Genomic DNA, 13954 nt, shown 5'->3' with positions numbered 1-13954 from the left:
TGGATTACCTTTGCGTCAACCGCGCCCGAGGCGACGGTCGCCGGCACTCAGATCCACGAGGGAGCGCGCGGTGTCGTGCCCGAGGCGCTCGAGCCGGGACGCCAGGGCGAGGAACACCTGTGCCGTGGTGACGGCGTCGCCCAGTGCGTGGTGGGGATCGACGACGGGCAGGCCGAGCGTGTCGGCCAGCCATTCCAGGTTCGGCTCGCACCGATGCTGTCGCGGCGCCACGCCGACAGCACGGGCGAGGGCAGCGGTGTCCACGACCGTCGGCCGGAACTTCAGCCCGCTGTCGCGAAAGGCGCGGGAGAGGAAGGCCGTCTCGACCCACGCCGCGTGCGCGACGAGGACACGGTCGGTGAGGAGATGTCGCAGGACGCCGACGGCCTCGCTCAACGGTGGGGCATCGGCGACGTCCGCCTCCCGGAGAGTGTGGACGGCCACGGCCTCCGGGCGAATGTCGCACTCGGGGTGGACCAGTCCGTAGACACTCTCCGCCATGACGATGCGACCGTGCCGGACCACGACGGCCCCGTAGGACACGATGGTGTCCCGCACGAGATCCAGTCCGGTGGTCTCCAGATCGACGACCGCGAACTCGGCATCGCGCCACGGGCACGACACAGTGTCGAGGCGGCGGAACCTCCGGTGTGCCCTCATGGAAGGCGCGCCACCCATTCGCTTTCCAGCCGGTTCTGGACCTCGGCCACCGCGCGGAACGATTCACGCAGATACCGGCGGGTGAGCGTGTCCAGTTGGTTGGGCGCGACCCACGTCGTCGCGACCGTGCTGCCCTTGATGGCCTCGATCTCGCGGCCCAGAATCAATCCGTACACGTACTCGAACGCGCGCACCAGCGTCTCGGTTTCGTCCGCGGTGAGCAGAGCGGCGGTCTCGCCGCGCCGCAACCGGGTGAGGGTGGAGCCGCGATCGTCCCCGGTGACCACGGCGATCCACCGGCCCAGGGACGCGATCGGCACGAGTCCGCCCGCCTTGAGGTCGAGGTTGCCGCGGTTGGCGCCGGAGTGCTCGACGACGAAGTTGCGCACGAACCCGACCGGAGGTCGCCGGGACGTGGTGAAACGCAGCAGAGCCGACAGATACTCGCGGCTGCGGGTGGTCGCGAGCATGGCGTCGGACACCGAACGTCCGAGCGACATCCCGCTGACGGGTCTGCTGTCGGCGATCATCGACGACAGCAGCAGAGCGTTCTTCTGGGTGGGATTCGTGATCCACGACGTCGCGGCGGCGACCGCGTCGGTGCGGGAGCGCGCGAACAGCGGGTTGGTCGCGTTGGCGCCGTCGGCGCAGCGGGGCAGGCCGCAGCGTTCCATGTTGTCCAGGACGCGCCCGGCCCAGTTCTGCAACTTCCGGGCGGGGGAGTCCGTCCCGGGCAGGTCTTCCCAGACCAGGCCGGTGTCGACGTCCGACTTGGGGAGCGGCTCGCGGCGGGCCACCGACCCGAGAAGCAGCCAGGACGTCCGGTGGGGAACGTGGTCGGCGCCGACGTCGGTCAGCTCGACGAGCCGCCTGATGATCGCGTCGATCACCGCGGACATCAGTCCCGCGACGTGCATGACGGACGCGCCGGTGTCGTACAACTCGACCCAGGTTCCGGGGAGAAGGGCCGCCGCGGCCGCCAGGTCCTCCACCGTGGTCGCGTCGTCGATCGCCCGGCGGACGACGAGGGGATTGCGCACTTCGGCCGACGCGACGTCGACGACGCGGAGAATCCCCACCGGTCTGTCACCGGTGCCGGTCACGACCAGGTGGTGCACCCCCGACTCGACCATCGTCAGGAACGCATCGCCCACGAGCGTCTCGGCGGGGACGGACCGGGCGGGGAACGAGGCGATGACCGAGGCCGGGCTGTGCGCGTCGACGTGCCCGTCGGCGAACGCCCGCCGGAAGTCGTTGTCGGTGACGATGCCGATCGCGCCGCCCCGGTCCATCAGCGCGTACGACTGGCCGGCCTCGGTGATCACGGACGCGGCCTCGCCCACGGTCGCATCGGCGGGGCACCAGACGACAGGGCGCATCTGATGCCGGGCCGCCCGCAACGCCTGATCGACCAAACCGGAGCGGGCCAACCGTTCCCGCGTGACGAGGGTGCCGTAGTGCCCGAACTGGAGTCGCTGCGGGTGCCGCAGCACCGGCCGCGGGTCCGGAAAGCGGTAGCAGAGTGTGTCTTCGGAGGCGCGGATCGCGAGAGGCGGAGGCAAACCGGACAGCACCGAGATCTGCCCGAACGTTTCGCCGGGGCCGAGAAGATCGACGACCCGGCCGCGGTCGATCACCTCGACCTCCCCGGTGCGGACTACGAAGAAATGATCGAGTGGGGCCGCGCCTGCCTCGACGATTTGTGCGCCGGCGGCGAAGTACTCGACCTCCACCGTCCGAGCCAGGGCCTCGAGGTCGGCGGAGTCCAGCTCGTCGTAGGGCGGCTGACGGCCGAGAAAATCGACGTACTCACGCATTCGACGGTTGAGAACCGTCGATTGGAGCGGTTGCGGCCGGGGCGGCGTCGGTCGAACCGTGGACGTGCCGGTCGATCTCGCGGGTGATCGCCTCGAGGTCGCCGGTATCGATGATGGTGAGCAGGCGCTCGTGTTCGGCGGCGACGTCGTGGAGATCGGGGAACGACTGGTGATCCGCCGAGAGGAACAACTGGAGCTGGGATTCCCAGCTGCGCCACAGGTCCAGCAGGAGGCCGTGCTCGGACAGTTCGTAGATCACCCGATGGAAGCTCATGTGCGCGTCGATGGTCCGGGTCAGGTCACCGTCGTCGGCGCCCCGGGCCATGTCCTGGAGGGTCCGGACGATCTTGGTCCGGCCGGCGCCCGACAGGCGTGGCAGTGCCAACTCGATCGCGTAGGGCTCGAGCCGTTTGCGCAGGCTGGCGATCTCGGCCATCCCCTTCGCGCTGACCTCGGCGACGAACGCACCCTTGTACGCGATCTTCACCACGAGGCCTTCGTCGGCGAGGATGCTCAGCGCCTCCCGCAGCGGCGCCCGGCTCACGCCCAGGTCGGCGGCGATGTGTGCCTCGCGGAGCTGACTGCCGGGGGCCAGGGTGCCGTCGAGGATCGCCGTGCGCAGGACGCCCGCGACCGTGCCCGGCGTGGTGCGCTGATGGATCCGCCCGAGGGAGATGTCGCCGTCCTCGCGCCGACCCACAGTCGATCCCGGTGGACGATTCGGTGACAGAGTCATCGGGTTGTCCTTTCTGATGGTGGTTGATTCGACGTTGACCACGCCGGGAGCCTCTTGTCGACAATAGATCACCAGTGCGGAGCGGGGGAGCGTCCGAGCCGGCTACTCGCCGTTCGCGGACACGTAGAAGTGGCCCCGTTCGAGCACCGGATCGAGTATCCCGGTTTCCAGTTCGTTGGCCGCGTCCTCGAATCCGGCGGCGTCCCGGTGCTGCCCGGGGTACCCGATCAGCGCTTTGACCTGGGGGGTCATGAAGTAGGCGCCGGCGAGGATCGAGGACAGCGGATCGAACGTGAACTTGTCTTCGGCCCACATCCGCTCGAGCTCCGCGCGCAGGTCGTCACCGTGCAGACCGGCTGCCTCGTCGACCGCGGAGAGGACCGCGTCGAAGACATCGGCCCGGGCGGCCAGCGCCAGATTCAGGTAGCGGAGGTACTCGTCGGCCTCGCTGGCGGCGGGATTCTCACCGGACGCGGGGATCAGACAGTCCGCGATCCGCAGCAGCGTGGTCAGTTCGGAGTCCGTGAGCGGCCGCGGCGGTGCCGTGTGCCTGCCCGGTACCGACAGCCGCCGTTTCGGCGCCGACTGCAGGTCGAGGGATGTGGTGCTCATTCCGATGCCTTCCGTGCGCTGACGTCTTCGACGACCTTCTTGCCCACCCGCAGGGCGAGCGCGCTGATCGTGCAGGTGGGGTTGGCGGAGCCGGACGTGACGAAGATGCTGCCGTCCGCGATGTAGAGGTTGTCGACATCGTGGGCCCGGCCGTGCGAATCGACCACGGACGTCGCCGGGTCGTCGCCCATCCGGGCCGTTCCGAGGAGGTGCCCTGGCTGGTCGACCCACAATTCCTGCGTGAAGATCTGCTTCGCGCCCGCAGCCTCGTGGAGTTCGACCATGCGGTCGACGGTGTACTTCAGGATCTTGCGGGTGTTCTCGCTGACGCGGTACTCGACCTTCGGTGCCGGCAGGCCGTCGGCATCGAACTCCTCGGTGGAGAGGGTGACCCGGTTGTGTTCCTCGGGCAGATCCTCCACGTTGGCCGCCCACAGGATTCCGTTGGACGCCGCGCGCGCGACATCGTGGATGGCCGGTCCCCACAGGTCGTCGAAATCGAGTTGCCGGTGGGTCTCGATCGTGTTCAGCGGTCCCGGAGTCGGGAGGGCGTGCAGCTTGGCGCCGCGGACGAATCCGCGGGAGGTGTCCGTGTCGTAGAACTGCATGGAGTGAATGAGCTGCCCGGCCGGGCCGCGCCAGCTCTCGAGGTTGTCCTCGTAGTACCCGACGGCGGTGCAGTTGGGATGCAGCATGAGGTTCCGGCCCACCTGGCCCGAGGAATTCGCCAGGCCGTCCGGATGCTTCTCGTCGGCCGACAGCAGCAGGAGTCGCGGTGTTCCGATGCCGTTCGCGCAGACGATCACTGCCCGGGCCGGCTGGAAATGGACGGCGCCGGTGCGGTCCACCCATTCGGCGCCTGCCGCGCGGCCGTCGTCGCCGGTGACGATCCGGCGGACACGCGCACCGGTCTCCACGCGGGCGCCGGCCTGCTGCGCCTGCGGCATGTAGATCAAGTCGAACGAGGCCTTCGCGCCCTGCGGACAGCCCCATTCGCAGACGCCCCAGCGACCGCACTGCTCGAGTGTCTTGTTCTTCTGGCTGGGAATCGCGTTGGTGCCCGGCCACCAGTGCCAGCCGAGCTTGTTCGCGGCTTCGGCCGCCTTCATGCCGGGCTTGCCCAACGGGTGTGGCGGCAACGGGTATTCGAGACCCTCGGGGTAGGCGGTGTCGCCGTCGAGTCCGGAGACGCCGATGAATTCGTCGACCTCGTCGTGGTACGGCTTGAGGTCGTCGTAACTGATCGGCCAGTCGTCCGCGACGCCGTCGAGCGTCTTGACCCGGAAGTCCGAGGGCAGCAGCCGCGGCCATTCGGCGCCGTAGAAGATGGAACTTCCCCCGACGGCGTTGAACATCACGGGCCACATGTCGGATTCCGTCACGTCGACCGGGTAGTCGGACGGCAGGGCACGGACATTCGGATCGTGCGCCCAGTCGTGCTGGATGAGCAGTTCCCACTCGGGGTGGTTGGCGGGGAAGTCGCTGGGGTTGACCCAGTCACCCTGCTCGAGGCAGAGGGTGCTCAGTCCCGCCGTGGCAGCAGTGTGCGTGACCACCGCGCCGGACGGACCCGCGCCGATCACCAACACGTCGACAACGTCGTGCTGGGTGACATCGGAGTCAGTGGAAGTCATCGGGGTCGACCTCATTTCGTCTAATTGTCGACATTGCGTCAATGGTGATGGGAGTCACGTCGGCTGTCAAATGGGATTGCGGTGGGAGCCCGAGGCGGCAGGGCTCCCACCGCAAGAGTGGGTGATCAGGCCCCGGCGAGAACGCCGCCGTCGACGACGAATGCCGTTCCGGTGATGGCGGTGGAGTGGTCCGACAGCAGGAAGGCGACGGAGTGTGCGATCTCGAGGGGAAGGATGGCGCGGCCGATCGGCTGGAAGTCGGGGAGCCCGGCCTCGAGTTCCTCGCGGCCGCCGAGTGCCGTGTAGTGCGGCACGTTCAGCGGGGTGTCGACGAAGCCCGGGCAGAGGGTGTTGGCGCGGACGCCCTGCGCGCCGAAGTCCAGGGCGATGGCCTTGGTCAACGTGAGCACGGCGCCCTTGCTCGCCGTGTACGTCGTCAGCAGTTTCTCGGCGCCGATCGAGTTGATGGAACCGAAGTTGACGATCGACCCGCCGCCCACCTTCAGCAGCTCGGGAATCGCGTACTTCGACCCCAGGAACACGCCCTTCACATTGACGTCGAACGTCTTCTGGAAGTCCTCGACCGACGCATCCAGAATGGTGCCGGGCTTCAGGATGCCGGCATTGTTGACGATGCCGTCGAGCTTGCCGAACCTCGCCACCGTGAAGTCGACAAGGTCCTTGACTTGCTCTTCTTCGGTGACATCGACGACGCGGCCGATCAGGCGATCGTCGTCGACCTTCAGCTGGGGAAGGCTGGACTCGGAGTGCACGGTGGCGACCACCTGTGCCCCCTCGTCGTGGAGATGCAACGCCGTGGCGAGGCCGATTCCTCCGCCTGCGCCCGTAACGATGACTGTCTTACCCTGCAGCAGCTGGCCCATGGTGTTCTCCCTCGAGGGTCATGTGGATGTGGAAGCGCGTAGACGCGGAAGCGATTGACTCTTTGTCGACAATCGACCAGGCAAGTGTGCTCCCTCTCCGGACGATCGGTCAAGAGTTGGATCTGGATTCGTCCAGCGCTTGACCTCCGGGCGGGAGCGTCTTAGATTTCTAGTCGATTGTCGACCAGAGCACATTCTGTGCCCGGTGCGCTGCGCCGCACACCTCACGCACTCGATCGAAGGACGAATCCCATGGCACCAAAAACCCGATTGCTGCACGAACGCCTGGCCGCCGTCGTGAGCCAGCTCCGGCACGGCGAGATGATCTACGTCGCGGACGCGGGAAGCGGCACGTCTTCGGCGAGCCTCGTTCCACTGTCGCCGCAGGTCGAGACGATCGATCTCGGCATCGCACCGGGATTGCCTTCGGTCGGGGATCTGCTGTCGGTGCTGTGCGAGGTGGGGGATTTCGAAGCAGCCATCGTCACCGAGGACATGGTGACCGCCAACCCCGAAGCCCGGAAGTTCGTCTCGGCACTGGTAGGGGAGGAAAACGTCCACGAACTGCGGTACCTACCCGAGTTCTACAACCTCCGCGACCGGGTGAAGGTCTTCGTCCAGACCGGCGACTACTCGGTGCACGGCAACGTCGTTCTCGTCGCGGGCTACCCGAGCCCGCCGATTCCGCTGAACTGGCTCACGTCCCCGACCTGGTTCGAGGACCTGCCGACCGCACCGCCGTCGACCGATCCGGGAAGTCCGGAGATCTGACATGCCCTTCTTCGACGGTGTCAGGAACAAGGTCTACTACCGGCATTGGGAAGCTTCGCAACCCTGGGCACGGATCCTGCTCCTGCACGGATTCGGTGAACACTCCGGTCACTATCACCGGCTCGCGGGGCAGCTGAACTCGGCCGGTCTGGACGTGTGGGCGCCCGATCACCTCGGTCACGGTCACACCGGCGGACCGGCAGGGTTCTTCCCCTCGGTGGACGAACTCGCCTCCAATGCAGGAGTTCTCGTCGACATCATGGCCGGCGACGGGCCCGACCTGCCGGTGGTCGTCCTGGGCCACTCGCTCGGCGCACTGACCGGCGCCCTCCTCTCGGTTCGCACACCGTCCCTGCGCACCGGATTGATCATGACGGGAGCGCCCCTGTGGGGTCTGCCGCGTGAGGCGCAGGGCCGGACGGACCTCGTCATGGCGAAGGACCGGTCGTACCTCGACGCACTCGAGAACGATCCGCTCGGCTTCGACACGGCTCCCGCCGAACCGAACCTCTGGCAGGCGCTCACCGTGGCCGGAGGAAAAGTGCGGGCGTGTCTGCCCGCGGTGACCATGCCGATCCTGTTGGTCAACGGCGAATTCGACGCCTTCGCAACGCCCGACCGCGCCGCCGAGTTCGCGCGAGAACTGCAGCACGGACAGAGCGTCGTCATCCCCGGCGGCTACCACGACATTCCGAACGACGTCGCCCACCGGGCGGTCGCGTCGCTGATGATCGAGGCGCTCTCGGGATGGTGCCGGACCGTGCATCCACTCCCGGCGGGTTCTCGATGAGCACACCCTGTACCGGGGCCTCCGCCCCACGAATCACGAGGAACCCATGAGAAAGATCTTTCTGGCCTGCCCCTACAGCCATGCCGATCCGGCGGTGACACACGAGCGGTTTCTCGCCAGCAACGAAGTAGCGGGATACATCGTCGAATCCGGCCATGCGGTGTTCAGTCAGGTGTCGATGTCTCATCCCGTCAACCTGACTTTCACCGGAAAGGACAACACAGCGATCGGCACGATGTGGGGACCCGTCGACCGGGTGTTCATGGACGCGATGGAGGAATTGATCATCCTCGACCTCCCCGGATGGGATCGGAGTTCCGGCATCAGACGCGAGATCGAGTTCTTCGAGAGCCGGGACAGGCGGGTGAGCCTGTGGTCCGAGGCCTCCGCCGAGTTCGTCGCACCCGAAAGTTCCGCGGTCCGCTGACAGTCATCCAACTCCGCATGCCAGGCGGTCGTTTCCGTGGGACGGTGGACGGGTAGCCGACCGGTGCGGCGGAGCAGACGAGATGACGACGGAGGACCATGAACCCCGAGATCCATCACGAGCCCAGCGAGATCAGCTACGACGAGCAGTTCTACCCGGCGCGCCCGCGGCCGTTGAAACCGTCGGTCCGCCGTGCGACCAGGGTCGATGCGCAGACGGGTGAGCCCGTGCCGGACAACCCGAATTATGTGGAGTGGCTGATCAATCAGTCGATCCTGCACGATGCGAAGTTGATCGCGGAGCAGCTGTCCGGCAAGGGCAGCATGTGGCAGAACCCGTATGCCGACCCGAATCCGCGCGCCGCGGTGGAGCGGGGATCGGTGTGGTTCACGGCGTACCCGATTTCGATCATCACGGCACCGGGCGCGAGTTTCCTGAGTTCGCTCGGCGACGAGTCCCTGTGGCAGGCGTTCTCCGAGATCGGGGTGACGGCCGTCCACACGGGGCCGGTGAAGCAGGCAGGCGGGATCAACGGGTGGCGGGCCACGCCGTCGGTGGACGGCCATTTCGATCGCATCAGCATGCAGATCGACTCGGCCTTCGGGACCGAAGAGGAGTTCCGCAAGCTCTGCGTCGTCGCCGCAGCATACGACGGCATTGTCATCGACGACATCGTCCCCGGTCACACCGGCAAGGGCGCCGACTTCCGGCTCGCCGAGATGGCGTACGCCGACTACCCCGGCATCTATCACATGGTGGAGATCGAACAACAGGATTGGCACCTGCTTCCCCGCGTGCCGGAAGGCCGGGACTCGGTCAACATCGACGCCGACACCGAGGCGCAACTCGCCCGGGCCGGGTACATCATCGGTCAACTCCAGCGCGTCATCTTCTACGAACTCGGTGTCAAGGAAACCAACTGGAGTGTCACCCCCGTCGTGAAGGGGGTGGACGGCATCGAGCGCAGGTGGGTGTACCTGCACTATTTCAAGGCCGGGCAGCCCTCCATCAATTGGCTGGATCCGTCGTTCGCGGGCATGCGCCTCGTCATCGGGGACGCCTGCCACTCCATCGCGGACCTCGGTGCGGGCGCTCTTCGACTGGACGCCAACGGATTCCTCGGGGTCGAACGCCGGACCGAAGGACTGCCCGGCTGGTCGGAAGGGCATCCACTGTCGGAGGCGGCAAACCACCTCATCGCCAGCATCGTGCGGAAGATGGGGGGATTCACGTTCCAGGAACTGAACCTCACCATCGACGACATCAAGGCGATGGGCACCACCGGAGCCGACCTGTCCTACGACTTCATCAATCGCCCCGCCTACCATCACGCCCTCGTCATGGGGAACACCGAATTTCTCCGGCTCACCATGAACCTCGCCCGCGATCACGGTGTGGACGCCGCGTCGCTCGTCCATGCGCTGCAGAATCACGACGAGCTGACGTTCGAGCTGGTCCACTTCGCGACGCTGCACAAGGACGACGAGTTCGCGTACGGCGGTGAGTCGGTCACAGGGTCCGATCTCGGTGATCGCATCCGTAAGGATCTGTGCGAGCGGCTCACCGGGCGCTGGGCCCCGTACAACCGCACGTTCACGACCAACGGGATCGCCTGCACGACCGCCAGCGTCATCACCGCTGCGCTCGGCATCCGCGACCTCGACAGGATGGATGCCGCCGACATCGACACGGTCAAGCAGGCGCATCTGCTCCTGGCGATGTTCAACGCGCTCCAGCCCGGTGTCTTCGCCCTGTCGGGCTGGGATCTGTGCGGGCTGCTTCCCGTGCCGTCCGAGGAGGTCGCCGACCTTCTCGCCGAAGGGGACACCCGCTGGATCAACCGCGGCGCGCACGACCTGATGGGGGTCAATCCCGAAGCGGCCCGGTCGGAGTCGGGCATCCCCCGGGGCACCAGCCTGTACGGGAGTCTGCCGGTGCAACTGCAGGATCCGGCGTCCTTCGCTCGCGGTCTCGCCCGCATCATCGACATCCGAAACCGGTTCGGCATCGCCACCGCGGTTCAGCTCGACGTGCCCACCGTGTCGCACAAGGGGCTGCTCGTCATGGTCCACGAACTGGCGGACTCGAGTCTCGAAGTCACGGTTCTCAACTTCACGTCCGAGGAGATCGCCGCGACCGTGCAGTCCCAGTTCCTGCCGGCCGGATCGCCTGCGGTCAACCTGTTCACCGACGAACAGATCGGCACCGTCGACGAACTCCACAGCTTCCCGATCTCCCTCGCGCCCTATGAGGGAGTTCCTGTCGTCGTGCGGCCGGGCAGGGCGGACGACGCGGGCTGAATCCGGGTACGATTCGGGCTCCCTGTTGCCCTGGGGCTCGACCTCGGCGAAGACTGATCTCATGGCCCGCACTCAGAGCGACGCCGAGTTCCACCAGCTACGGACTCCACGGGCCGCGGCCGTCGCCGGTGTCGTCTTCGGTGTCCTGTTCGCCTCCAGCATCGTTCTGCTGCGTAGCGCGCTGCCCGGCGCAGCCGCGACCCCGTGGTTACACCACCAACGGCAGATCACGGCAGCCCTGATACTCGCACCCTTCGCGGGCATCGCGTTCCTGTGGTTCATCGGTGTCATCCGCGACCGGCTCGGGGACCTCGAAGACCGATTCTTCTCGACCGTCTTCCTCGGCAGTGGGTTGCTGTTTCTCGCCATGACGTTCGTGTCGACGGCAATCGCAGGCGGACTCCTCGCCGTGTCCCGGCTCTCCGGTGTTCCGCAGAACGACCTCGTCTTCTTCGGGCGCGAAGTGATGTTGCATGTGAACAACGTCTACGGGGTTCGCATGGCCGGGGTGTTCATGATTTCGCTGGGAACCATCTGGCTGCGCACCGGACTGATGCCGCGATGGCTGGCTGTCAGCACCTACCTGCTGTCACTCACCCTGCTGGTGGTCGTGAGTTTCAGTCTCTGGGTGACGTTGGTCTTCCCGGCGTGGGTGACGGTGATCAGCGTGTACATCCTCGCCGTGGATCGACCGCCGTCGATCCCCCCGGACTGACGGCCGGTACTCGGACACGAGGTTCTCACCCGGTGCGGGTGATGTGTCGCGGGCGCACCGCGAGCAACGTCAGGACTGCGATTCCCCCGATGATGCGAGGAGAGACAGATGACGGACGCGAAACCCAACATCCTGGTCATTTGGGGCGACGACATCGGTATCACCAATCTCAGCTGCTACAGCGACGGACTGATGGGGTACCGGACGCCGAACATCGACCGTCTCGCCGACGAGGGCATGAAGTTCACCGACTCCTACGGTGAGCAGAGTTGCACGGCCGGTCGCGCGTCGTTCATCACGGGGCAGAGCGTGTATCGCACCGGCATGAGCAAGGTCGGAATCCCGGGAGTCGACGTCGGATTGTCGCCCGACGACCCCACCATCGCCGAACTCCTCAAGCCCCTCGGATACGCCACCGGACAGTTCGGGAAGAACCATCTCGGCGATCTGAACAAGTATCTGCCGACCGCTCACGGGTTCGACGAGTTCTTCGGCAACCTCTATCACCTGAACGCCGAGGAAGAACCGGAGCTCCCCGACTACCCGAGCGCACAGGACTATCCCAAACTGCACGAGGTGATGATGCCGCGCGGTGTCCTGCACTGCTTCGCCACCGAGGAGGACGCGGGTGAGGTCGATCCGCGGTACGGCCCGGTCCGGAAGCAGCGCATCGAGGACACCGGTCCGCTGAGCAAGAAGCGGATGGAGACCATCGACGACGAGACGGTCTCCGCGGCAATCGACTTCATCACGCGGCAGAAGGAAGCGGAGACACCGTTCTTCGTGTGGATGAACACGACGCACATGCACCTGCGGACTCACACGAAGCCGGAAAGCGTCGGCCAGGCCGGGCACTGGCAGTCGCCGTACCACGACACCATGATCGATCACGACAAGCACGTCGGCCAACTTCTCGACGCGGTCGACGAGCTGGGTCTCGCCGAGAACACCATCGTCATCTACAGCACCGACAACGGTCCCCACGCGAACACCTGGCCGGACGGCGCGACCACCCCGTTCCGCAGTGAGAAGGACACCAACTGGGAGGGCGCGTTCCGCGTCCCCGAGGTGATTCGCTGGCCGGGCAAGATCCCAGCCGGCGTGGTGTCCAACGAGATCGTTCAGCACCATGATTGGCTTCCCACTTTCCTCGCCGCCGCGGGTGCACCCGAGGTCGTGGAGCAACTGAAGACCGGGCACACGATCGGCGAGAAGACGTTCAAGGTGCACATCGACGGCTACAACCTGCTCCCGTACCTCACCGGTGAGGTCGAGACGTCCCCGCGCCGGGGAATGGTGTACTTCTCCGACGACTGCGACGTGCTGGGCATCCGTTTCGACAATTGGAAGATCGTGTTCATGGAGCAGCGGGCGCAGGGCACCCTCGGGCTGTGGGCGGAGCCGTTCACCCAACTGCGGTTGCCGAAACTGTTCAACCTGCGCACCGACCCGTTCGAGCGTGCCGACATCACGTCGAACACCTACTGGGACTGGTTCCTCGACCACGACTACATCGCCATCTACGGGACATTCATCACGAGTCAATTCCTCGAGACGTTCAAGGAGTTCCCCCCGAGGCAGGAGCCGGCGAGCTTCACGATCGACCACGCGGTGGCGAAGCTGCACGCGTTCCTGGCGAAGGACTGAGCGACGTGGGGGCCGGGCTGGGTGGTTCCTGGGCGGACGGGTCGACGCGGTCCGCGATCGAGGACTTCGTCGGGCGGGTGACGACACGGGGACCGGACTTCGTCGAGCCCGCGGACCGGGTGGCCGTATTCGACAACGACGGCACACTCTGGTGCGAGAAGCCGATGCCCATCCAGCTCGACTTCACCATCCGGCGCTTCGCCGAGATGGCCGCGGGTGACTCCGACCTGCAGCAGACGCAACCGTGGAAGGCGGCCCACGAGCACGACCTTCAGTGGCTCGGTGCGGCGATGGTCAAGCACTATCGGGGCGACGACGGCGACCTGAAACTGTTGATGGGTGCAGTCACCGAGGCGTTCGATTCGATCACCGTCGAGAATTACGACGCGCGGGTCCGGTCCTTCTTCGACGACGCGGACCACCCGACGCTCGGCCGCCCGTATTCCGGCTGCGGATACGCGCCGATGGTCGAACTGTTGCGCTATCTCGAGGCGAACGGATTCACGATCTACATCGCGTCCGGTGGTGACCGGGACTTCATGCGCCCGGTCGCCGGACGCCTCTACGGGATTCCGCCGGAACGCGTCATCGGCAGTGCCCTCGGCCTCTCCTACCGTGAAGGGGCGGACACGAGCGACCTGCTCTACAAGGCCGCGATGGACTTCTTCGACGACGGGCCGGAGAAACCGGTCCGAATCTGGAGCCGGATCGGGCGACGGCCGATCCTGTCGGTCGGCAACTCCAACGGTGACCTGCCGATGCTCGCGTTCTCCGGGCTACCCGACCGCCCGGCGCTTCGGGTGCTGATCCTGCACGACGACGCCGATCGCGAATTCGACTATGTCGCCGGCGCGGAGCAGGCCCTCGAACACGCACGAGGAAAGAACTGGACCGTGGTAAGCATGAAGAACGATTGGACGAGCATCTTCTCGCCGGCCGTCACCTGATCAGGCAGAAGGGA

13 protein-coding genes are annotated in these 13954 nt (G+C 66.3%); 7 read left to right on the top strand and 6 right to left on the bottom strand.

Going from position 1 to position 13954, the window contains the following annotated elements; translation table 11 throughout:
- Positions 1–15 precede the first annotated feature (15 nt).
- The 6 genes from HGB39_RS11885 to HGB39_RS11860 all read right to left on the bottom strand — a co-directional run bounded on the left by HGB39_RS11885 (position 16) and on the right by HGB39_RS11860 (position 6343).
- Entirely contained in the window at positions 16–678 is a 663-nt protein-coding gene (locus HGB39_RS11885) for a 3'-5' exonuclease (RefSeq protein WP_052023980.1), read from the bottom strand.
- A complete protein-coding gene (locus HGB39_RS11880; protein ID WP_005566866.1) occupies positions 657–2477 on the bottom strand; it encodes a putative nucleotidyltransferase substrate binding domain-containing protein in 1821 nt (606 codons plus the stop codon). Before HGB39_RS11880 ends, HGB39_RS11885 begins: the two co-directional genes overlap by 22 nt.
- Positions 2470–3255 (bottom strand): GntR family transcriptional regulator, encoded by a 786-nt coding sequence (locus tag HGB39_RS11875; protein ID WP_005566868.1) that lies wholly within the window; start codon positions 3253–3255, stop codon positions 2470–2472. Before HGB39_RS11875 ends, HGB39_RS11880 begins: the two co-directional genes overlap by 8 nt.
- A 60-nt stretch (positions 3256–3315) precedes the next feature.
- On the bottom strand, positions 3316–3825 hold the full coding sequence (locus HGB39_RS11870; RefSeq protein ID WP_005562977.1) for a hypothetical protein: 510 nt from the start codon (positions 3823–3825) through the stop codon (positions 3316–3318).
- The gene (locus HGB39_RS11865) at positions 3822–5459 is read right to left on the bottom strand and encodes a GMC family oxidoreductase (RefSeq protein ID WP_054246093.1); all 1638 of its coding nucleotides are present in this window, start codon (positions 5457–5459) and stop codon (positions 3822–3824) included. Before HGB39_RS11865 ends, HGB39_RS11870 begins: the two co-directional genes overlap by 4 nt.
- Positions 5460–5584: 125 nt before the next feature.
- Positions 5585–6343: an SDR family NAD(P)-dependent oxidoreductase gene (locus HGB39_RS11860; RefSeq protein WP_005572101.1), complete on the bottom strand. Its 759-nt coding sequence runs from the start codon at positions 6341–6343 to the stop codon at positions 5585–5587.
- A gap of 252 nt (positions 6344–6595) precedes the next feature.
- Here HGB39_RS11860 and HGB39_RS11855 point away from each other — a divergent pair, with 252 nt between their 5' ends.
- From HGB39_RS11855 to HGB39_RS11825, 7 genes are all read left to right on the top strand, one after another.
- The gene (locus HGB39_RS11855; protein WP_005572099.1) at positions 6596–7114 is read left to right on the top strand and encodes an RbsD/FucU domain-containing protein; all 519 of its coding nucleotides are present in this window, start codon (positions 6596–6598) and stop codon (positions 7112–7114) included.
- Position 7115: 1 nt separating this feature from the next.
- Positions 7116–7904, top strand: a complete 789-nt coding sequence (locus HGB39_RS11850; protein ID WP_005254451.1) for an alpha/beta fold hydrolase — start codon at positions 7116–7118, stop codon at positions 7902–7904.
- Between the two features lie 46 nt (positions 7905–7950).
- Complete coding sequence (locus HGB39_RS11845; protein ID WP_005254453.1) at positions 7951–8331, top strand: DUF1937 family protein; 381 nt, start codon at positions 7951–7953, stop codon at positions 8329–8331.
- A gap of 98 nt (positions 8332–8429) precedes the next feature.
- On the top strand, positions 8430–10631 hold the full coding sequence (gene treS / locus HGB39_RS11840) for a maltose alpha-D-glucosyltransferase (protein ID WP_005254454.1): 2202 nt from the start codon (positions 8430–8432) through the stop codon (positions 10629–10631).
- A 61-nt stretch (positions 10632–10692) separates the two neighbouring features.
- Entirely contained in the window at positions 10693–11346 is a 654-nt protein-coding gene (locus HGB39_RS11835) for a hypothetical protein (RefSeq protein ID WP_005572098.1), read from the top strand.
- A 108-nt stretch (positions 11347–11454) separates the two neighbouring features.
- Positions 11455–12993 (top strand): arylsulfatase, encoded by a 1539-nt coding sequence (locus HGB39_RS11830; RefSeq protein ID WP_005572097.1) that lies wholly within the window; start codon positions 11455–11457, stop codon positions 12991–12993.
- Between the two features lie 5 nt (positions 12994–12998).
- Positions 12999–13940, top strand: a complete 942-nt coding sequence (locus tag HGB39_RS11825) for an HAD family hydrolase (RefSeq protein ID WP_005572096.1) — start codon at positions 12999–13001, stop codon at positions 13938–13940.
- The last annotated feature ends 14 nt before the right edge of the window (positions 13941–13954 follow it).

This window comes from Rhodococcus opacus (genome assembly GCF_012396235.1).
Classification (GTDB): domain Bacteria; phylum Actinomycetota; class Actinomycetes; order Mycobacteriales; family Mycobacteriaceae; genus Rhodococcus_F; species Rhodococcus_F opacus.
The sequence above is the reverse complement of the archived record's forward strand: the minus strand, read 5'-3'. Positions and strand labels throughout refer to the sequence as shown.